18 protein-coding genes are annotated in these 21,690 nt (G+C 62.3%); 13 read left to right on the top strand and 5 right to left on the bottom strand.

The genetic code is table 11. The features are described from left to right. Positions 1-34: 34 nt before the first annotated feature. The 4 genes from DBR46_RS17315 to rarD all read left to right on the top strand — a co-directional run bounded on the left by DBR46_RS17315 (position 35) and on the right by rarD (position 4,982). Positions 35-799 (top strand): TOBE domain-containing protein, encoded by a 765-nt coding sequence (locus tag DBR46_RS17315; protein ID WP_124527162.1) that lies wholly within the window; start codon positions 35-37, stop codon positions 797-799. A gap of 79 nt (positions 800-878) precedes the next feature. Beyond that, on the top strand, positions 879-2,777 hold the full coding sequence (locus DBR46_RS17320; protein WP_124527163.1) for a PhoX family phosphatase: 1,899 nt from the start codon (positions 879-881) through the stop codon (positions 2,775-2,777). Positions 2,778-2,945: 168 nt separating this feature from the next. Continuing rightward, entirely contained in the window at positions 2,946-3,920 is a 975-nt protein-coding gene (locus DBR46_RS17325) for a serine/threonine protein kinase (RefSeq protein ID WP_124527164.1), read from the top strand. A gap of 177 nt (positions 3,921-4,097) precedes the next feature. Beyond that, positions 4,098-4,982 (top strand): EamA family transporter RarD, encoded by an 885-nt coding sequence (rarD, locus tag DBR46_RS17330; RefSeq protein ID WP_124527165.1) that lies wholly within the window; start codon positions 4,098-4,100, stop codon positions 4,980-4,982. Positions 4,983-5,205: 223 nt separating this feature from the next. On the opposite strand, the gene DBR46_RS17335 is transcribed toward rarD, so the two are convergent. Continuing rightward, positions 5,206-5,718, bottom strand: a complete 513-nt coding sequence (locus DBR46_RS17335) for a glycine cleavage system protein R (RefSeq protein WP_124527166.1) — start codon at positions 5,716-5,718, stop codon at positions 5,206-5,208. A 266-nt stretch (positions 5,719-5,984) separates the two neighbouring features. Here DBR46_RS17335 and DBR46_RS17340 point away from each other — a divergent pair, with 266 nt between their 5' ends. Then, complete coding sequence (locus DBR46_RS17340) at positions 5,985-8,162, top strand: malate synthase G (protein WP_124527167.1); 2,178 nt, start codon at positions 5,985-5,987, stop codon at positions 8,160-8,162. A 175-nt stretch (positions 8,163-8,337) separates the two neighbouring features. Here the strand turns inward: DBR46_RS17340 and DBR46_RS17345 are convergent, their stop codons facing one another. Next, positions 8,338-8,784: a response regulator gene (locus DBR46_RS17345; protein ID WP_017738467.1), complete on the bottom strand. Its 447-nt coding sequence runs from the start codon at positions 8,782-8,784 to the stop codon at positions 8,338-8,340. Between the two features lie 246 nt (positions 8,785-9,030). Between DBR46_RS17345 and DBR46_RS17350 the strand changes: the two genes are divergently transcribed. From DBR46_RS17350 to DBR46_RS17385, 8 genes are all read left to right on the top strand, one after another. Beyond that, complete coding sequence (locus DBR46_RS17350; protein WP_177414081.1) at positions 9,031-10,953, top strand: putative nucleotidyltransferase substrate binding domain-containing protein; 1,923 nt, start codon at positions 9,031-9,033, stop codon at positions 10,951-10,953. Then, positions 10,950-11,657, top strand: a complete 708-nt coding sequence (locus DBR46_RS17355; protein WP_124527169.1) for a PolC-type DNA polymerase III — start codon at positions 10,950-10,952, stop codon at positions 11,655-11,657. The genes DBR46_RS17350 and DBR46_RS17355 overlap by 4 nt, the downstream gene beginning before the upstream one ends. A 100-nt stretch (positions 11,658-11,757) precedes the next feature. Further along, entirely contained in the window at positions 11,758-12,276 is a 519-nt protein-coding gene (locus DBR46_RS17360) for an RNA polymerase sigma factor (RefSeq protein WP_124527170.1), read from the top strand. Then, positions 12,273-13,241, top strand: a complete 969-nt coding sequence (locus DBR46_RS17365) for a FecR domain-containing protein (RefSeq protein ID WP_124527171.1) — start codon at positions 12,273-12,275, stop codon at positions 13,239-13,241. Before DBR46_RS17360 ends, DBR46_RS17365 begins: the two co-directional genes overlap by 4 nt. Positions 13,242-13,446: 205 nt before the next feature. Next, positions 13,447-15,876 carry a TonB-dependent siderophore receptor gene (locus DBR46_RS17370; protein ID WP_124527172.1) on the top strand — a complete coding sequence of 810 codons (2,430 nt, stop codon included), beginning with the start codon at positions 13,447-13,449 and terminating at the stop codon, positions 15,874-15,876. Positions 15,877-15,937: 61 nt separating this feature from the next. Continuing rightward, positions 15,938-17,032, top strand: a complete 1,095-nt coding sequence (locus DBR46_RS17375) for a PepSY domain-containing protein (RefSeq protein WP_124527173.1) — start codon at positions 15,938-15,940, stop codon at positions 17,030-17,032. Further along, positions 17,029-17,211, top strand: coding sequence for a hypothetical protein (locus DBR46_RS17380; protein ID WP_124527174.1), 183 nt, complete (start codon positions 17,029-17,031; stop codon positions 17,209-17,211). The genes DBR46_RS17375 and DBR46_RS17380 overlap by 4 nt, the downstream gene beginning before the upstream one ends. Positions 17,212-17,346: 135 nt before the next feature. After that, positions 17,347-17,976 carry a glutathione S-transferase family protein gene (locus DBR46_RS17385; protein WP_124527175.1) on the top strand — a complete coding sequence of 210 codons (630 nt, stop codon included), beginning with the start codon at positions 17,347-17,349 and terminating at the stop codon, positions 17,974-17,976. A 174-nt stretch (positions 17,977-18,150) separates the two neighbouring features. Here DBR46_RS17385 and creD read toward each other — a convergent pair whose 3' ends face one another. The 3 genes from creD to creB are packed head-to-tail and all read right to left on the bottom strand — an operon-like array spanning position 18,151 to position 21,683. Continuing rightward, positions 18,151-19,524: a cell envelope integrity protein CreD gene (gene creD / locus DBR46_RS17390; RefSeq protein WP_124527176.1), complete on the bottom strand. Its 1,374-nt coding sequence runs from the start codon at positions 19,522-19,524 to the stop codon at positions 18,151-18,153. Positions 19,525-19,575: 51 nt separating this feature from the next. After that, the gene (creC, locus tag DBR46_RS17395; protein WP_124527177.1) at positions 19,576-21,015 is read right to left on the bottom strand and encodes a two-component system sensor histidine kinase CreC; all 1,440 of its coding nucleotides are present in this window, start codon (positions 21,013-21,015) and stop codon (positions 19,576-19,578) included. Then, a complete protein-coding gene (gene creB / locus DBR46_RS17400; RefSeq protein ID WP_124527178.1) occupies positions 21,015-21,683 on the bottom strand; it encodes a two-component system response regulator CreB in 669 nt (222 codons plus the stop codon). The genes creC and creB overlap by 1 nt, the downstream gene beginning before the upstream one ends. Positions 21,684-21,690 lie beyond the last annotated feature (7 nt).

A 21,690-nucleotide genomic window follows, 5' to 3' on the forward strand; every position in this document is an offset into this window, starting at 1 on the left:
CAACGTTCGGTGTATCTCATCCAAGCGTGTCGCCATGTCTCTGCCAGCCTCCCTCAGCCAACACATCATCCGTCGCCCCCAGCGCATTGCCTTGCTGGGGCATATCGCCGAACAGGGCTCGATCACCCGCGCGGCAAAAAGCGCCGGCTTGAGTTACAAGGCCGCCTGGGACGCCATCGACGAACTGAATAACCTCGCGCAAAAGCCCCTGGTGGAACGCAGCGTCGGCGGCAAGGGCGGCGGCGGTGCCAAGCTGACGGCTGAAGGTGAGCGGGTGTTGCGTCTGTACCAGCGCCTGCAAGTGTTGCAGGCCGAACTGCTCGGTTCGGATGAGGCCGCCAGCGACTTCAATCTGCTCGGCCGCCTGATGCTGCGCACCAGCGCGCGCAACCAGCTGCACGGTCAAGTCATGGCGATTGAAAGCCATGGCCGCAATGACCTGATCCGCCTGCAACTGGCCGGCGGTCTGACGCTGCAAGCGCAGATCACCCACGACAGCACCCAGCGCCTGGAGCTGGAGACCGGCGTGGAAGTGGTTGCCATGATCAAGGCCGGCTGGCTGGAATTGCTGGCTCCCGGCGCTGCTGCAACACCTGGACACAATTGCATGGGTGGCACGATCGAGACAGTTCTCGCCGCCGACGACGGCCCCAGCGAAGTGCGCATCGCCCTGCCTAATGGCCAGGTTTTATGCGCCCTGGCGCAGCCTGACGCGCTCAAGGCCCTGGGCGTAGCCGAGGGCCAGGCGATCCAGGTGCAATTCGCCCCGAGCAATGTGTTGCTCGGCACGCCGGTCTAGGCAACGCCCGCCGTCAAACTGCAACAATTTCGTCACGCGCGCTCCTTAAGGTGTCTGCAAAAACCGCAGGGAGCCTGAGATGAGCCTATTAGAAGAAAACCAAGCCACCGACCTTGAACAGATGGTCGGCCTCACCCGCCGCCGCTTTATCGGCGCCGGCGCCCTGTGCGGGGCAGCGATGTTCCTCGGCGGCAACCTGCTGAGCCGCAGCGCACTCGCCGTCAACGCCGCTTCCGCGAGCCCGTTGCTGGGTTTCACCAGCATCGCCGCCGCCACCAGCGACGCCATTACCTTGCCGCCCGGCTACAGCGCTTCGGTACTGATCAGCTGGGGCCAACCGCTGAGCAAGACGGCACCGGCCTTCGACCCGTCCGGCAACGGCACGGCCGCAGCCCAGGAACAGCAATTCGGTGACCACAACGACGGCATGAGCCTGTTCGCCTTCCCCGGCGACGACAACCGCGCGCTCATGGCGATCAACAACGAATACACCAACTACCGCTACCTCTTCGCCCATGGTGGCGCGCCGCAATCGGCCGAAGAAGTGCGCAAGGCCCTGGCCAGCGAAGGGGTGTCGGTGATTGAAGTGCGGCGCCAGGGCGACACCTGGCAGTTCGTCCAGGACTCGCGCTATAACCGGCGCATCCACGGCAACTCGCCGATCCGCTTGGGCGGCCCCGCGGCTGGCCACGCCTGGCTGAAAACAGCCGCCGACAAAACCGGCACCAAAGCCCTCGGCACCTTTCAGAACTGCGCCAACGGCAAGACGCCATGGGGCACTTATCTGACCTGTGAAGAGAACTTCACCGACTGCTTCGGCAGCAGCAACCCACAACAAACCTTCGACGCCGGGCAAAAGCGCTACGGCGCGGTGGCCGCCAGCAAAGAGATCAACTGGCATCAACACGACTCGCGCTTCGACATCGCCAAGAATCCCAACGAACTCAATCGCCACGGCTGGGTAGTGGAAATCGATCCGTTCGATCCAAAGTCCACCCCGGTCAAGCGCACCGCCCTCGGCCGCTTCAAGCACGAAAACGCGGCGCTGGCCGAAACCCCCGACGGCCGCGCCGTGGTGTACATGGGCGACGACGAACGCGGTGAGTTCATCTACAAGTTCGTCAGCCGCGACAAGATCAACCACAAAAACCCCAAGGCCAACAAAGACCTGCTGGACCACGGCACCTTGTATGTGGCGATCTTCGACGCCGGCGACGGCAACGCTGACCACCCGAAGGGCACCGGCCAATGGGTCGAGCTGACCCTTGGCAAGAACGGCATCGACGCCAGCACCGGTTTCGCCAGCCAGGCCGAGGTGCTGATCCACGCGCGCCTCGCCGCCAGCGTGGTGAAAGCCACGCGCATGGACCGCCCGGAATGGATCGTGGTCAGCCCCACCGACGGCCAGGTCTATTGCACCCTGACCAACAACGCCAAGCGCGGCGAAGACGGCCAGCCGGTGGGCGGGCCCAACCCACGGGAGAAAAACGTCTACGGCCAGATCCTGCGCTGGAAGGCCGACGCTGATAACCACGGCGCCCACACGTTCACCTGGGACCTGTTTGTCGTGGCCGGCAACCCCGGCGTGCATGCCGGTACGCCGAAAGGTGGCTCGTCAAATATCAACCCGCAGAACATGTTCAACAGCCCTGATGGCCTGGGTTTCGACAAGGCCGGGCGCTTGTGGATTCTTACAGACGGCGACTACAGCAACGCAGGCGATTTCGCCGGCATGGGCAATAACCAGATGCTGTGTGCCGATCCGGCCACTGGGGAAATCCGCCGCTTCATGGTCGGACCGGTGGCGTGTGAGGTGACAGGCATCAGCTTCTCGCCGGATCAGAAGACACTGTTTGTAGGGATCCAGCATCCAGGGGAAACCGGCGGCTCGACGTGGCCGGAGCATTTGCCGAATGGCAAGCCGCGCTCGTCGGTGATGGCGATTCGGCGGGATGATGGTGGGATAGTCGGCGCCTGATAGGGCCTCTTCGCGAGCAAGCCCGCTCCCACAGTTGACCGAGTTCCAGCATGAGAATGCGGTCGAATGTGGGAGCGGGCTTGCTCGCGAAGGCGTCACCACAGTCACCACCTATCACTGTTACCATACCCGGCCGGACGCGGCGCCCTGCTGCGCGCAGGAGTTCGCATGGCCCATCCGTTTGAAACACTCACCCCCGACCTGGTCCTCGACGCGGTCGAAAGCATCGGTTTCCTCAGCGATGCGCGCGTATTGGCGCTCAACAGCTACGAAAACCGTGTTTACCAGGTGGGCATCGAAGACTCCGAACCGCTGATCGCCAAGTTCTATCGCCCGCAGCGCTGGACCAACGAAGCGATCCTGGAAGAACACCGCTTCACCTTCGAACTGGCGGAATGCGAAGTGCCGGTGGTCGCGCCGCTGATCCACAACGGCGAAAGCCTGTTCGAACACGAAGGTTTCCGTTTCACCCTGTTCCCCCGCCGTGGTGGTCGTGCGCCGGAGCCGGGCAATCTCGACCAGCTCTATCGCCTCGGGCAACTGCTGGGCCGTTTGCATGCGGTGGGTTCCACCCGCCCGTTCGAACACCGTGAAGCCTTGGGTGTGAAGAACTTCGGCCACGACTCCCTCAACACCCTGCTCGAAGGCAACTTCATCCCCAAGAGCCTGCTGCCGGCCTACGAGTCCGTGGCCCGCGACCTGCTCAAGCGCGTGGAAGAGGTGTACAAGGCCACGCCGCACAAGAACATCCGCATGCACGGCGATTGCCACCCCGGCAACATGATGTGCCGCGACGAGATGTTCCATATCGTCGATCTGGATGACTGCCGCATGGGCCCAGCGGTGCAGGACCTGTGGATGATGCTCGCCGGTGACCGTCAGGAATGCCTGGGGCAGTTGTCGGAATTGATGGACGGCTACCAGGAATTCCACGACTTCGACCCGCGCGAATTGGCCCTGATCGAACCGCTGCGCGCGTTGCGCCTGATGCATTACAGCGCCTGGCTGGCCCGACGCTGGGACGACCCGGCGTTCCCCCACAGCTTCCCGTGGTTTGGCAGTGAGCGTTACTGGGGCGACCAGGTGTTGGCGTTGCGTGAGCAGCTGTCAGCCCTCAACGAAGAACCGCTGAAACTCTTCTGACCCACCCTCTCCCCTGTGGGAGCGGGCTTGCCTGCGATGACGGCGGCACATTCAGCATGAATGTGTCTGAACGAGCGCTATCGCAGGCAAGCCAGCTCCCACAGAAAAGCACCACCCGCAACCAGATAAATATCCTTACAATCGCGCTTTGATAGCTGCCTAAGCAAGGATTCTGCAATGCACGCCGCCAACCCCCGCAAGGGTTACATCCTGGGCCTGAGTGCCTATGTCATCTGGGGTCTGTTCCCGCTCTACTTCAAAGCCATCGCCAGCGTCCCGGCCGCCGAAATCATCGTGCACCGCGTGTTGTGGTCCGCGCTGTTCGGCGGTTTGCTGCTGCTGGTGTGGAAACACCCCGGCTGGTTTCGCGAACTGCGCGACAACCCCAAGCGCCTGGCGATCCTGGCCCTCAGCGGTTCGTTGATTGCGGGTAACTGGCTGACCTATGTGTGGTCGGTGAACAGCGGGCGCATGCTGGAAGCGAGCCTGGGTTACTACATCAACCCGTTGGTGAATGTGCTGCTGGGCATGCTGATCCTCGGCGAGCGCTTGCGGCGTTTGCAGTGGGCCGCGGTCGCGCTGGCGGCGGTGGGTGTGGCGCAACAGGTGTGGCAAGTGGGCAGCTTGCCGTGGGTGTCGCTGGTGCTGGCGCTTACCTTCGGTTTCTACGGTTTGATCCGCAAGCAGGCGCCGGTCAAGGCACTGCCCGGGCTGGTGGTGGAAACCTGGATGCTGGTACCGATTGCCGTGGCGTGGTTGTTGTTCAATCCGACCGCCCACAGTGCACAACTAGAGTTCTGGAGCACGTCCGAAGCCTGGTGGCTGGTGGCCGCTGGTCCAGTGACGCTGATCCCATTGGTGTGTTTCAACGCCGCCGCACGGCATTTGCCCTACACGGCACTGGGCTTTTTACAGTACGTAGCGCCGACCTTGGTCCTGCTGGAAGCCGTGCTGCTGTTCGGTGAACACCTGGCACCGAGCACGCTGATTGCCTTCGCGTTTATCTGGGCCGGCCTGGTGGTCTACAGCGTGGATGCCTGGCTGAGCGTGCGCAAACGCTGATCAAATAACGTACAAACCTCTGCAAGCCACAGTGGCCGTGGCTTGCAGACATTCACCCCAAGGTTATCCACAACCTGATCCCCGCCATTTGTGCACAAGCGCTTGAAATTGCTCGTTTTTTGCTCAAACAGCGAAGAAGCCCGGCCGGCGTGGCCTGGCGCCGGGTCTCTACAGGTTATCCACAGGCCCATGCAAGATTTTCATGCATAACCTTGTGGGCAGATTATTCCTCGTGGTGCAGTTCCACCATCAAGTCATCGGCCAGGGTTTCCAGGGATAACTGCAAGGTATCCAGGGACAGCGCCGCGGGCACCTGCAACAGCGCCTCGGCGGTAAACAGCGGGTCGCCGCTCATGGGCGCCGGGCGTACATCGGTACTCAGGCTCTCCAGGTTCACCCCTTGCTTGCTCAGCAGCGCGGTGATCTCGCGCACGATGCCTGAACGGTCATTGCCCACCAGCGTCATCATGATCGATTTGGACGCGCTCGCCTGCCCGCTGCTGCCCTCACCCACCAGCACACGAATGCCGTGTGTGGATAAGTCCTCCAGCGCGCCCACCAAGGCCTGACGGTTTTCTGTGGGAACACTGACCCGCAAGATCCCGGCAAACTGCCCGGCCATATGGGCCATGCGGCTTTCCAGCCAGTTGCCGCCATGGGCGGCGATGTTCTGCGCGATGCGTTCCACCAGGCCGGGTTTGTCGGCGGCGATAATTGTGAGTACAAGATGGTCCATGGCGATGCCCTCTGGAATTCAATCTACAAGGTGGACTCGGCAGCCACCGAAAACAAATCGTGTACCATTTTTATATTTATCTGGAACAATCCAATGGTTTTTTGAGAACATCCCGTTCTCCGCTGTGACCGTACGACCAAAGTGGGTCGCTAAACGACGTATTTAGTCTAATTTTCACAACCGCAAGTCATCATGTAGTATGCGCAACCTGGCACTACATAATGAAAATCTAAAAAGCGCTTAAGCTGTGCAGAGTGAGGCAAGCAATGACTGAACACGTTCAAGTCGGTGGCCTGCAGGTCGCCAAAGTCCTGTTCGACTTCGTGAACAACGAAGCCATTCCCGGCACCGGCATTACTGCCGACCAGTTCTGGGCCGGTGCCGACAAGGTCATCCATGACCTGGCGCCGAAGAACAAAGCCCTACTCGCCAAACGCGACGATTTCCAGGCGCGCATCGACACCTGGCACCAGACCCACGCCGGCCAGGCCCACGACGCGGTGGCCTACAAGGCCTTCCTGCAAGACATCGGATACCTGCTGCCAGAAGTCGCAGATTTCCAGGCCACGACCCAAAACGTCGACGACGAGATTGCCCGCATGGCCGGCCCGCAGCTGGTAGTGCCGGTGATGAACGCGCGCTTCGCCCTCAACGCCTCCAATGCGCGCTGGGGCTCGCTGTATGACGCGCTGTATGGCACCGATGCCATCAGCGAAGCCGACGGCGCCGAAAAGGGCCAGGGCTACAACAAAGTGCGTGGCGACAAGGTGATTGCCTTCGCCCGCGCCTTCCTCGACGAAGCGGCGCCGCTCAGCGCCGGCAGCCACGTCGACTCCACCGGTTACAAGATCGTCGACGGCAAACTGATCGTCAGCCTCAAGGGCGGCAGCAACAGCGGCCTGCGCGACGACGCACAACTGATCGGCTTCCATGGCGACGCGGCACAACCGACCGCCGTGCTGCTGAAACACAACGGCCTGCACTTCGAAATCCAGATCGACGCCAGCACCCCGGTCGGCCAGACCGACGCCGCCGGCGTCAAAGACGTGCTGATGGAAGCCGCGCTGACCACCATCATGGACTGCGAAGACTCCGTCGCCGCCGTCGATGCCGATGACAAAGTGGTGATCTACCGCAACTGGCTCGGCCTGATGAAAGGCGACCTGGCCGAAGAAGTGGCCAAGGGCGGCAAGACCTTCACCCGCACCATGAACGCCGATCGCGTCTACACCGGCGTAAATGGCCAGGACGTGACCCTGCACGGCCGCTCCCTGCTGTTCGTGCGCAACGTTGGTCACCTGATGACCATCGACGCGATCCTCGACAAAGACGGCAACGAAGTGCCAGAAGGCATCCTCGACGGCCTGGTCACCAGCCTGGCGGCGACCCACAGCCTCAACGGCAACAACAGCCGCAAGAACAGCCGCACCGGCTCCGTGTACATCGTCAAACCGAAGATGCACGGCCCGGAAGAAGCCGCGTTCACCAACGAGCTGTTCGGCCGCATCGAAGACGTGCTGAACCTGCCGCGCAACACCCTGAAAGTCGGGATCATGGACGAGGAGCGCCGCACCACGGTCAACCTCAAGGCCTGCATCAAGGCCGCCAGCGAGCGCGTGGTGTTTATCAACACCGGCTTCCTCGACCGTACCGGCGACGAAATCCACACCTCCATGGAGGCCGGCGCGATGGTGCGCAAGGCAGCAATGAAGGCGGAAAAATGGATCGGCGCCTACGAAAACTGGAACGTCGATATCGGCCTGAGCACCGGCCTGCAAGGCCGTGCGCAGATCGGTAAAGGCATGTGGGCGATGCCCGACCTGATGGCGGCGATGCTCGAACAGAAAATCGCCCACCCACTGGCCGGCGCCAACACCGCTTGGGTCCCGTCGCCGACTGCCGCTGCGCTGCACGCGTTGCACTACCACAAGGTCGACGTCTTCGCCCGCCAGGCCGAACTGGCCACGCGTGAACGCGCGTCGGTGAACGATATCCTGACCATTCCTCTGGCGACCAATACCGATTGGTCCGACGAAGAAATCCGCAATGAGCTGGACAACAACGCCCAGGGCATCCTTGGCTACGTGGTGCGCTGGATCGACCAGGGCGTCGGCTGCTCGAAAGTGCCGGACATCAACGATGTCGGCCTGATGGAAGACCGCGCCACTCTGCGTATCTCCAGCCAGCACATCGCCAACTGGCTGCGCCACGGCATCGTCAACGAAGCCCAAGTGCTGGAAAGCCTCAAGCGCATGGCGCCGGTGGTAGACCGTCAGAACGCTGGGGATAAGTTGTACCGCCCACTGGCACCGGATTTCGACAGCAACATCGCGTTCCAGGCAGCGGTGGAGTTGGTGATTGAAGGGACCAAGCAGCCGAATGGCTATACCGAGCCGGTGTTGCACCGTCGGCGTCGGGAGTTCAAGGCTAAGAATGGCCTGTAAATGAAAAAAGCCCTGGTCGAGAGACCGGGGCTTTTTCTTTGGGGCTTGGGGTGACTGGGCTGACGCTTTCGCGAGCAAGCCCGCTCCCACATTCGACCGAGTTCCTACAGGATATACGCGGTCAAATGTGGGAGCGGGCTTGCTCGCGAAGAGGCCGGCAAATACACCACAAAAATCAGGCCGCCATCCCCAACTCCCGCTTCACCATCTTCGCCAACTTCACGCTATCAATCGGCTTGAGCAAAAAATCCACCACACTCAAATGCATCGCATCGATCACATCCAGCGCTTCGGCGTCCCCCGACATGATGATGATCGGCAACGCCGCCCGCGTGGACTCGCGCACCTTGCGGATCAGCTCCAAACCGTTGCTGGGCGCCATGCGCAGGTCGGTGATGAGCAGGCCAATGGAACCGCTGGACTGCAACAATGCCCACGCCGCTTCGCCACTCTCGGCGGTCATGCAGCGAATACCGTCCAGCCCGAGGATTTCCGCCAGCAGTTCACGGGCGTCCTTATCGTCATCGACGATCAACACCCGTTGCGGCGGTAAATCAGGCTCCAGCATCACGGCGCTCAGCGCCTCGCGCTCGGCATCACTCAAAATATCGTGGTCGGACATACGGTTCTCAGCAGTTCTCATCAATCTCCCAGCACACTCGTCAGACATCTGCGGAAGGGCGAACAATGTGCACTTCGTCGGAAAGTTTGCCTAGTGGGCGTTCTACGGGTTTTGCACAATCTTCATATAAGGTTTTTCCCTAGGTTTACAGCGTTTCCCGGGACCTAGACTTACGTCCAATGGGCACCCGCCCCGCAGGAGCCGACCATGCAGGACGATAACGACAATAAAATTGCGGTCACTGTTATGAGTAAAGCTGATGCCTTCGCCCAGGCGGGGAAAACTGCTGTGTTGCAGAACATTCACGGCACCTTGCAGTTCCTGCAACGCTTCCCGCCGTTCAACCAGATGGAAAACGCGCATTTGGCGTTTCTGGTGGAACAGTGCCAATTGCGCTTCTTCGGCCCCGGCGAGAGCATCCTCAAACCGTCGGGCGGGCCGGTGGAACACTTTTACATCGTCAAGCAGGGCCGTGTGGTCGGCGAACGGCCAGACTCGGCCGAGACCACCTTCGAAATCACCACCGGCGAATGTTTCCCCCTCGCCGCGCTATTGGGCGAGCGCGCCACCCGTACCGAGCATAAAGCCGCTGAAGACACCTTCTGCCTACAGCTGAACAAGCCGGCGTTCATCAAGCTGTTCGCCCTTTCCAGCCCGTTTCGCGACTTTGCCCTACGCGGCGTGAGCAGCCTGCTGGACCAGGTCAACCAGCAAGTCCAACAAAAAGCCGTGGAGACCCTCGGCACCCAATACTCCCTGAACACCCGCCTCGGCGAGTTGGCCATGCGCCATCCGGTGACGTGCAGCCCGACCACACCGCTGCGCGAGGCAGTGACGCTGATGCATGAGCAACAGGTCGGCAGCATTGTGATCGTTGACGAACACAAGGCGCCCCTGGGGATTTTCACCCTGCGCGACCTGCGCCAGGTGGTGGCCGATGGCACCAGTGATTTCAACCAGGCCATCGAGCACCACATGACCCAGGCGCCGTTCTACCTGACCCCGGACCACAGCGCCTTCGACGCCGCCATTGCCATGACCGAGCGGCACATCGCCCACGTCTGCCTGGTCAAGGACCAGCGCCTGTGTGGCGTGGTGTCCGAGCGCGATCTGTTTTCCCTGCAACGCGTGGACCTGGTGCACCTGGCCCGCACCATCCGCAACGCGCCCCGGGTGGAAAACCTGGTGGCGATCCGTGGCGAGATCGGCCAGTTGGTCGAGCGCATGCTGGCCCACGGCGCGTCGTCCACCCAGATCACCCACATCATTACCCTGCTCAATGATCACACCGTGTGCCGAGTGATCGAGCTGACCCTGGCGGAAAAAGGCGATCCCGGCGTGCCGTTCAGTTGGCTGTGTTTCGGCAGCGAAGGCCGCCGCGAGCAGACGCTGTACACCGACCAGGACAACGGCATCCTGTTCGACGCCAAGGACGCCGCCGAAGCCGCGCAGATCCGCGCCCTGCTGTTGCCGCTGGCGCAGCAGATCAACCAGAGCCTGGCGCTGTGCGGGTTCAGCCTGTGCAAGGGCAATATCATGGCCGGCAACCCTGAGCTGTGCCTGTCGCGGGGCGAATGGGCGCGGCGTTTTGCGGCGTTTATCCGCGAGGCCACGCCGGAGAATCTGCTGGGTTCCAGCATCTATTTCGACCTGCGCGTGGTGTGGGGCGATGAGCGCGGCTGTGAGCAACTGCGCCAGGGCATTCTCGATCAGGTCGCCGATAACCGCTTGTTCCAGCGCATGCTCGCCGAGAACGCCTTGCGCCAGCGCCCGCCCGTAGGACGTTTTCGCGAGTTTGTGCTGTCGCGTAAAGGCAGCGAAAAGGCCACGCTGGACCTCAAGGTGCAGGGTCTCACGCCCTTCGTCGACGGTGCGCGCCTGCTGGCGCTGGCCAATGGCATCCACGCCAACAACACCCTGGAGCGCCTGCGCCAGTTGGTGGTCAAGGAAGTCATCGAGCCGCTGGACGGCGCCGCCTATGAAGAGGCCTATCACTTCATCCAGCAGACCCGCATGCAGCAGCACCAGTTGCAGACCCGGGAAAACCAGCCGTACTCCAACCGCGTCGACCCCGACAGCCTCAACCACCTGGACCGCCGCATCCTGCGCGAATCCCTGCGCCAGGCCCAGCGCCTGCAAAGCAGCCTGACGTTGCGGTATCAGCTGTGAGCCTATTCGGTTGGTTACGTGCGAAAAAACCACGGCTCGACACCCCGCAACAACAGCGTCTGGCGCAGTTGCCCACGCCTGCCGCACTGGGAACGGGCCCCTTGCGCAGCCAGCGCTGGGTGGTCGTGGACCTGGAAACCAGCGGCCTGAACCTCAACCGCGACCAGGTGCTATCCATCGGCGCAGTGGTAATCGAAGACGGCGCGGTGGATTTCTCGCAGATGTTCGAGCGCACCCTGCAACGGGCCGAAGCCAAGCCCGGCCCCAGCGTATTGATCCACGGCCTCGGCCCCAGCGCGATTGCCGCCGGCAGCGATCCGGTGGAAGCGCTGTTGGACTTCATGGCGTTTGTTGGCGACAGCCCGCTGCTCGCCTTCCATGCACCGTTCGATCAACACATGCTGTGCCGGGCGCTCAAGGACAGCCTCGGTTATCGCCTGGCTCACCCGTTCCTGGATGTGGCCGACATCGCCCCGCTGCTGTGCCCAGAGGCGCATATCCGCGAAGCCGGGCTGGACGACTGGATCCACCACTTCAACCTGCACGTGGGCGAACGCCATCACGCCAGCGCCGATGCCCTGGCCACGGCCGAGCTGATGCTGATCCTGTTCAGCCGCGCGCGGCAGCAGCACATCGACACGCCGCAAGCGCTGCACGAGCGTTTGAGCCAATGGAAGCGGCGTAAACAAGCGCCATCGTTTTAATAGCACCACCCGACAGACGCCAATTGCGCCCACCCGACGCCTCTGACACAATCGCGAATAATTCTCGTTAGTTTAAACGTTTTGTTTGCCAGGTGATGCCTTGTCGTCGATCCAGAACCCACACAGTGAGCTTGTTGGCGCGTTGTACCGCGACCATCGTGGCTGGCTGTTGGCCTGGCTGCGACGCAACGTGGCCTGCCCGAGCCGCGCCGAAGACCTGAGCCAGGACACCTTCATGCGCCTGCTGGGCCGTGACGAGCTGCACGAACCCCGCGAACCACGGGCGTTCCTGGTGGCCATCGCCAAGGGCCTGCTGTTCGACTACTTCCGCCGCGCCGCCCTGGAACAGGCCTACCTCACCGAACTGATGCTGATCCCGGAAAGCGAACACCCGTCGCCGGAAGAGCAGCAACTGATCCTCGAAGACCTCAAGGCCATCGACCGCCTGCTCGGCAAGCTGTCGAGCAAGGCCCGCGCCGCCTTCCTCTATAACCGCCTCGATGGCCTGGGCCACGCCGAAATCGCCCAGCGCCTCGGCGTGTCGGTGCCGCGTGTGCGCCAGTACCTGGCCCAGGGCATTCGCCAGTGCTACATCGCCCTGTATGGCGAGCCGCTGTGAGCGTAATCAGTTCCAAACCGGTGTCGGCCCGTGTGCTGGATGCGGCGATTGCCTGGCAGCTGTCCCTCGATTCGGGCGATGGCAGCCCGGTTGAGCGCGAGGAATTCGACAAATGGCTGGCCAGCGACGAAGAACACACCCGCGCCTGGCGCCAACTGGGCATGCTCGACCAGCGTTTCAGCGCGGCCTCGGGCCCGGCACGGGCAGCCTTATTGCAGTCACGCGAGGGCATTCGTCAGCGGGTGCGCAAGCTTGGCAGCGGTTTGGCCAGTATCGCCGTGGTGATTGGCCTGGCGTTGTTTGCCGGGGAACGCTATGTGCCGATCCACTATTGGCTGGCCGACCAGCGCACCGCCACCGGCGAGCAGCGCACGCTAAAACTGGCCGACGGCACCCTGATCAACCTCAACACCCACAGCGCCATCGACGTGCGCTTCGATGAAAAGCGCCGGTTGATCGTGTTGCAGGAAGGCGAAATCCTCGTCGAAACCGGCCACAACGATGCGCGGCCGTTCTATGTGCAGACCCGCAACGGCAGCCTGCGGGCGCTGGGGACGCGGTTTATCGTCAGGCGCGAAGACGACGCCACGCGCTTGAGCGTGCTGCAATCGGCCGTCGGCGCCCAGCCCGAAGCGCTGCAGCAGGAACAGATCTTCAAGGAAGGCCAGCAGGTGCTGATGCGCAGCGACGGCCTGGGCCCTACGCTGGCCGTCACCCCCGCTACCGATGCGTGGACGCGCGGCATGCTGGTGGTGGACAACGCGCGCCTGGGCGATGTGGTGGCGGAACTGGCGCGTTATCGCACCGGGCACCTGGGTGTGGATAAGCATGTGGCGGACCTGCGCATTACCGGCAGCTTCCCGCTGCATGACACCACCCTGGCGCTGAATGCGCTGCTGCCGACGTTGCCGGTGCAGATCGAGCAGCACACGCCGTGGTGGGTGACTGTCGGCGCCAAGCCTTAGGTTCTGTGGGGCCTGGGCGATTGCTATCGCAGGCAAGCCAGCTCCCACACTTGACTGTGTTCACAAATCAAATGTGGGAGCTGGCTTGCCTGCGATGAGGCCCTCAAGAACACCCCAAAAAAATATTTACACCCAGCCCTATCACTTTTCGATTCTCGTTCGGCACCTAGGCAATTGAGAAATATTTCCATTCAGGAGCCGCCCCATGTCCCGCACGCTAGACACCCTGTTGCGCCCCAGCCTGTTAGCCGTGGCCATCGCCCTCAGCGCCCCGCTGGCCAGCACCCCGCTGATCGCCGCCGAACAGGCCACCAGCGTGCGCGCCTACAACCTGCCGGCGGCTCCCCTGGCGAGTACCTTGAACCAGATCGCCAGCCAGGCAGGCCTGGCCCTGACCCTCAACCCAGCGCTCGCCGCCGGCAAGACCTCGGCCCCGGTCCAAGGCCAGTTCGATGCACCAGGTGCCCTGCGCGAGGCCCTGCGTGGCACCGGCTTGCAGCTGGAGCAAAGCAGCGCCGGGACTTACACGCTGGTGGCAATCCCGGAGGGTGTGGTGGCGCTGCCGGAGACCAATATCATTGGCCAAGGCAGCACTGAAAGCGCCTGGGGCCCGGTGGACGGTTATGTCGCAACGCGCACCGCCGCTGGCACCAAAACCGACACCGCGCTGGTCGAAGCGCCGCGCTCGATCTCCGTCGCCACCCGCCAGCAGATGCAAGACCGCAACGTGCAGAACCTGGATGACGCGGTGAAATACATGCCCGGTATCGTCTCCGCCAGCTACGGCAGCGACACCCGCTACGACTGGATGCGCGTGCGCGGTTTCGAACCGACCCAGTTCCTCGACGGCCTGCCACTGCCGCGCGGCGTCTACGCCAACCCGAAGGCCGAAACCTGGAACCTCGACCGCCTCGCCCTGCTGCGCGGCCCCGCGTCGTCGGTGTACGGCCAGACGCCACCGGGCGGCCTGTTGGACATGGTCAGCCGCCGTCCCAGCGAAGAGTCGAGCCATGCCGTCCAAGTGCAATACGGCAGCGACAACTACCGCCAGATCAACTTCGCCAGCACCGGCAAGATCGATGATGAAGGCCAGTTCCTCTACGGCCTCAGCGGCGTGGTACGCGATGCCGGCACCCAGGTCGATCATATCGACAACAAGCGTTACAACATCGCCCCCAGCCTGACCTGGAACATGGATCCCGACACCAAGCTGACCTTTCTCTCGCAATTCACCCGCGACGATACCGGCACCACCAGCCAGTTCATGCCGATCCAGGGCACCAAGATCAAATCGCCGCTGGGCGAAGTGTCCCATCACAAGAACCTTGGCGACCCAGACTACGAGTTCTATGACCGTACCTACTACGCGCTGGGCTACGCGTTCGAGCACCGTTTCAATGACACGTGGCAGTTCAAGCAGAACCTGCGCTACACCAAATCGGAATTGTCATTCCAGCAACTGACCGTGGGTTCCTACACCTATTCACCCGCTGATGCAGCCGGCAATATCAGCCGTTCGACCACCAACGTGGACGAGAACATCGGCCAGTTTGCGGTGGACAACAACTTCCAGGCCGACTTCGCCACCGGCGACGTGACCCACACCTTGCTGCTGGGCCTGGATCACCAGCGTACCGATACGTCCTACCGCGCGATTTACGGTACCGCCTCGGATATCAACATCTTCAACCCGATCAATACCACGCCGACGGTGCGCCCGACCGACGTCCGGCCGTACTACGACTACAACCAGAAAACCGTGCAGACCGGCCTCTACGTGCAGGACCAGATGGCCTTGGACAAATGGCGCCTGACCCTGGGCGGACGTGAAGATTGGGTGCATCAGGCCACCACTTACTTCAACGACAGCGATGCGACCAACACCGACCGCGTCAAACACTTCAGCGGCAACGCTGCGCTGAGCTACGTGTTCGATTCGGGCTTCGTTCCATACTTGTCCTACGCCGAATCGTTCCAACCGGCGAGCAACGCCGATACCAGTGCGTCCAAGACGTTTAAACCGACCGAAGGCAAGCAGTGGGAAATGGGCGTGAAGTACCAGCCGCCCGGCTCCAACACGTTGCTGACGGCGGCGGTCTACGACCTGACCCAGAAGAATGTGCAGGTGACCACCCTTGGCGCCGGCAACCAGCAAATCAACAGCCAGACCGGCGAAGTGAAGGTCAAGGGCCTGGAGCTGGAAGCCGTGTCTGACGTGACCGAGAACCTCAAGGTCATCGCGGCCTACACCCTGGCCAAGTCCGAAGTGCAAAAAGGCATCTACAAAGGCAACCGCCTGACCTTGATGCCCAACCAGCAAGCCTCGCTGTGGACTGACTACACCTGGCACACCGGCCCACTCGATGGTTTCGGCATCGGCTTTGGCGCGCGCTACACCGGCAACACCTATGGCGACCAGGCCAACACCTGGCTGGGCAAGGCCAACGCCTACACCGTGTTCGACGGTTCGGTGCATTACGACCTCGGCCGCCTGGACAACGCCCTCAAGGGCGCATCGGTGAAGCTCAACGCCACCAACCTGTTCAACAAGGACTACCTGTCGACCTGTGACGCCAACTACTGCTACTTCGGCGACCAACGCAGCGTCGTCGCCAGCGCCACCTACCAGTGGTAATTGGCTGAGTTAACAACCGGGCCGCCCAATGGGCGGCCTTGGCATGTCTGAAGGCTGGAAAATGAAAAGCAAAACCATCCGCCGCTGGTCCTTCATCCACACCTGGACCAGCCTGATCTGCACGGTGTTCCTTCTGCTGCTTGCCCTCACCGGCCTGCCGCTGGTGTTCCACCACGAGATCGACCACCTGCTGGGCAACGAGCCGCAGCTGGCGCAAATGCCCGCCGATACGCCGCAGCTCAACCTGGAGCAACTGGTGGCCAAGGCCGAGGCCCATCGCCCCGGCGAAGCCATGCAGTACCTGGCCTGGGATGAAGACGACGCGAACGGCGTGATTGCAATCATGGCCGCCACCGCCGGCACCGAGCCCAACTCGTCCCACACCTTCATGCTGGATGCGCGTACCGGTGATGCGGTGGAGATGCCGTCGGCGAATGGCGGCTTCACTTTGTTCCTGCTGCGCCTGCATGTGGATATGTTCGCCGGGTTGCCGGGCAAGTTGCTGCTGGCGTTCATGGGCATTCTGTTTGTGCTGGCGATCATTTCGGGCACGGTGTTGTACCTGCCGTTCATGCGTCGCCTGAAGTTCGCCACCGTGCGCCAGGACAAATCCACACGCTTGCGCTGGCTCGACCTGCACAACCTGCTCGGCGCGGTCACCCTGACCTGGGCGTTGGTGGTGGGTGTCACGGGTGTGATCAGCGCCTGCGCCGACCTGATCATCGCCGCCTGGCGCCAGGACAGCCTCAGCGCCATGATCGAGCCATACAAACACGCGCCGCCGCTGACCCAACGCGCACCGGCCAGCGAGCTGCTGACCATCGCCGCCAAAGCCGCGCCCGGCATGCAGCCGGACTTTATCGCCTTCCCCGGCACGCGGTTTTCCAGTGAGCATCACTATGCGGTGTTCATGAAAGGCAGCACCCACCTGACGTCACACCTGCTCACGCCGGTGCTGATCGACGCCAGCACCCTGGCCGTCACGGCCATCGCCGAACGGCCGTGGTACATGGACGCCATGGGCATGTCCCAGCCCCTGCACTTTGGCGACTATGGCGGTATGCCGATGAAGATCTTGTGGGCGGTGCTGGATGTGCTGACCATCATCGTGTTGGGCAGTGGGGTTTATCTGTGGATCGTCAGGCGTAAGACATGAAGCCAAGACAGTCGAGTTTCTGGAAGGTGTTTGCGATTCCGCTGGGGATTGGCGTGCTCAGTGCGGCGGGGTTGTTTGCGGCGTTGCTGGGGGATGGGTGGTGGGATTCGTTGAGTTGGGTGGGGTTGGGGGTGCCGGCTGTGATTGGTGTAGGGGGGTTGTTTAGGCGGCGGGGCTAAGGGCGCTATCGCAGGCAAGCCAGCTCCCACATTGGGTGGTGTTCACAATTCAAAATGTGGGAGCGGGCTTGCTCGCGAAGGGGCCTTCAAAAACACCATGAATGCCTCTAGGCTAGCCCCTGCCCATCTTGAGGAATGCCCATGTCCACCATGACCTTGTTCCACAACCCCGCCTCCCCCTTCGTGCGCAAAGTCCGCGTGCTGCTGCTCGAAACCGGCCAGCAGGATCGCGTGGCCTTGCAAGCCACCCTGCCGACGCCGATCCAGCCCGACCAGCACGTGCTGCAAGGCAACCCTGTGGGCAAGATCCCGGCCCTGCGCCTGGCCGACGGTTCAGTGCTGCACGACAGCCGGGTGATCCTCGATTACCTCGACCACCAGCACGTCGGCAACCCGCTGATCCCCCGCGACGGCTCGGCGCGCTGGCGCCGCCTGACCCTGGCGTCGATGGCCGACGGCATCATGGATGCCGCCGTACTGGTGCGCTACGAGACCGCCATGCGCCCGGAGGAGAAACATTGGGACCAGTGGCTGGACGAGCAGCGCAACAAGATCCGCCGCAGTGTCGCCGAGTTGGAAGCGGATGCGATTGCGGAGCTGACCAGCCATTTCGATATTGCCGCGATCAGTGTGGCATGTGCCTTGGGTTACCTGGATTTCCGCCATCCGGACCTGCAATGGCGCCTCGATAACCCCAAGCTTGCCGCCTGGTACGCCGAGGTCAGCCAGCGCCCTTCGATGCAGCAGACCCAGCCACCCATCTAACATTCACACCAAACCAATGTGGGAGCGGGCTTGCTCGCGAAAGCGGTGGGTCAGTCAATGAATCCGTTACTGATAGACCGCATTCGCGAGCAAGCCCGCTCCCACATTGTCCAGTGGCGTGGTTGAGGAAGTTGACTAGCCGCGCCTTCATCTGCTGATCTTCCCTTAACCCAATCATTGCACCCCCTCCAGATCAAACTGCAACGGCTCCACCGCCTTGCGCTTGCCCACGCCATACCAGTCCAGCTTGCGCGTCAGCACCATCACCGTGCCCAACAAGCCAAACAGCAGCAGCGAGCCCATCAGCAGCGCGTAATCCTCGGCACTCAACAACCCGTAGAGCAAGCCATACAACGCCGCCAACCCCGCCGAAAAGCCCAGCCCGTGGCGGATGCTGCGCAGCACATGGCAGACGTAGAAGCCAATCAACAACACACAGGCGCTGGCGGAGATGAGGTAGGCCAGGGCGAAGCCGATGTGCTCGGACAGCGACAACAGCAGCAGGTAGAAAAACGCCAGCGCAAAGCCCACCAACGCGTATTGGATCGGGTGCACCGCCAGGCTCTTCAGCACTTCGAACAGGAAGAAGCCGGCAAAGGTCAGGCCGATAAACAGCAGCGCGTATTTGATCGCCCGGTCGCTCTTGAGGTACTGGTCCACCGGGTCGATGAAGTTCACGCCGAAGCTGCGGTTGGTGAAGTCCTTGCAGCCCTGGCCGTCCAGGCAACTTTGCAGCGCCTGTTCTAGGTTGGTGGAGAAGAAGGTGGTCTGCCAGTTGGCGGTAAAGCCGCTATCGGTGACGTCCCGTTGGGCCGGCAGGAAGTTGCCGATAAAGCTCGGGTGCGGCCAGTTGGAGGCAAGCGACACTTGGCTGATCTTGCCCACCGGCACCACTTGCAACTGCTCGGTGCCTTGCAGGCGCAGGTCGAAGGCGAAGTCCACGACGTAGGGCTTTTTGCTGTCCTGTACCGGCAACGCCACGTGCACGCCCTGCCCCAGCCAGTCCACTTGGGAGCCGGGTTCGAAGTCCAGCTGCTGGCTGCCCAGCTCCAGTTTCAGCGCGTTTTCGATGCCGCGAATATCGCTGATACCCACCGCCAGAAACGCCGGATCAAAGCGGTAATCGGCGAAGTCTTCGGTAATGCCCCATTGCGCGGGCAGCTCGAAGCGCCCACTGATGCGGTTGTCGGCATGGAACAGCCGCGCCTGGTAGATACCCCGTGCACGCAGTTCGGTCTGCACTTTGCCGTCGAGCTCAAAACGGTCCGGCAGGAAATACAGACGACCACGCTCTTCACGGGTGACTTCGTAGCGTTTGTTGAGCTTTTCATTGAGCTTCCACTCGCGCACGGTCTTGCGGTAAGGCACCACCATCACCGGCCCGGTGAGGCGCTGGCTGTAGCTGGAACTGCGGGCAATATCCTCCAGCACGGCATCGCGAGTGTATTGGCGATCGCCGATGATGCCGTTGATCATCAGCAATGGAATCAGCAATACCAGCATCAGCAGCGCAATCGCGCCCAGTTTGAAAAGCAGACTGCGGTTCATGGGACTCTCCCTGTTTTGATGGGGCGAGTCTGGGCAGCCTGTGTGGGGGGTTTATGTGGGCAATGTGGAGACTGTGTGGAGATGCAGCACCACTTGCACGCCGCCGGGCACATTGCCGATCTGCAAGGTGCCGCCGTGCAGCTTCATCACTTCTTCGACGAAATTCAGGCCCAGGCCGGTGCTTTTGCGTCCGCTGGCCGGCCGTGGCAGCGAGTAGAAACGCTCGCTCAGGCGTGGCAGGGCGTAGTCGGGAATCGGCGCCGCCTGGTTGAACACGCTGATGTGCACATCGTTGTGCTGCACCTGCGCGCTGAACGTCAAGGTGCCGCCCGCAGGCGTGAAGTCCAGGGCGTTGTCCAGCAGATTGCCCAGGGCCTGGCGCAACAGGAACGGCTCGCCGTAGACCTTCACATCGCCAGCAATCGCCTGTTCCACCTGCAAGCCGGCGCGTTCGATCCGCGCACATTGCGCCGTGAGCATGTCCTCGACCATCGCCGCCAGCGGGATGCTCGCCTGCTCTTCGAGGCCCTGGCGCTGCTCCACCTGTGCCAGGTTCAACAGGCGTTCGATCAACTGCTGCAAGCGCGCGCTTTCGCTGTCGATATTGCCGACAAACCGCTGCTGCTGCTCCCGGCTCATATCACCCTGCAACAGCTCCGCTGCGCCGCGAATCGCCGCCAGCGGGCTTTTCAATTCGTGGGTCAGGGTGTGCACGTAATGTTCGACGTAGGCCTTGCCTTCCAGCTGCGTGCGCATGTGCTCCACGGCGGTGGAGAGCTGCTTCAACTCACCGCCGCGGTAATGCGGCAACTCGGCGCGGCGGCCTTCGCTGACGGCCTCGGCATACGCCGTGAGGCGACGCAACGCGACCGTCAGCCACCACGACAACAACGCACCCAGCAACAGGCCCAGCACCACCAGCCCGGCGCCGTACCACAGCAGACGCCGTTCGGTGCGGTCCACATAGGGCTGCAACGAACTGTTGGGCTTGGCCACGGTGACCACGCCGATGATCTCGCCGTTGTCACGGATCGGTGCGCCGACGTGCATCACAGACGAGGTGGCGTCATCCGGGTCGCTGCGGGTGGAGCGCGCACCGTACTCGCCGCGCAGGGTCAGGTACACGTCGTTCCATTTGGAATAGTCCTGGCCCACCGCCTCGCCTGTGGAATCGAGCAGCACGATGCCCTTGGCGTCGGTCACATAGATGCGATGGTTGACCTGGTTTTTCGGCAGGCCCCAGATGGTCGCCCCCGGCTGGCGATTGCCGTAGGCCTTGAGCCATTCGGGCCAATGGCTTTGGCCGAGGGTGCCGTTCTTCACGTCATCGCGCAGGATCTCGGCGAGCAGGTTGGCGGTGTCCACCAGGGTTTCTTCGGTGGACTGGCGCACGCCGGGGCGGATTTCCTTCATGACCGTGCTCAGCACGAAATAGCCGGTGAGGCCGATAAACAGCGCATACACCAGGAAGATCCGCAGCCCCAGGCGCATCAGCTATTGCTCGGGCTGTAGCTGTAGCCGAGGCCGCGATGGGTCTGGATCGGCTCGGCCTCCGCCGCCACGCTGCGTAACTTGCTGCGCAGGCTTTTGATGTGGCTGTCGATATTGCGCTCGTAACCGGCATCTGCCGCCACACCGACCGCGTCCAGCAATTGCTCGCGGCTGAACACGCGCTCGGGCTGTTCCAGCAGGCTTTGCAACAGGCGGAATTCGTGGCGGGTCAGGTTCAGCGGCTGGCCGCGATAGTTGATCTGCATGCGTTCCAGGTCGACCTGGAACACCGCTGGCGCCACACCGGGGCCGACGCGTTTGAGGATCGCCTTGACCCGCGCCGCTACTTCCCGGGGGCTGAAGGGTTTGACCACATAATCGTCGGCGCCAATCTCCAGGCCCACTACGCGGTCAATCTCACCGTCGCGGGCGCTGAGAAACATCACCGGCACTTCGCTGAAACGGCGCAGTTGCTTGCAGGTTTCAAAGCCGGTGATGTCGGGCAGGCCGATGTCGAGGATGATCAGGTCCGCCGGGGCCTGGCGCTGATGGGCCAGCGCCTCCTGGCCAAGGCTCAGCCAGGTGGTGGTGAAACCCTCGCCTTGCAGGGCGAATATCAGCGTGTCGGCTATCGCCGCTTCGTCTTCGACAATCAGGATGTGGGGCATGGGGGTC

Origin of the sequence: Pseudomonas sp. KBW05, assembly GCF_003852405.1 — a bacterium.
Lineage (GTDB): Bacteria > Pseudomonadota > Gammaproteobacteria > Pseudomonadales > Pseudomonadaceae > Aquipseudomonas.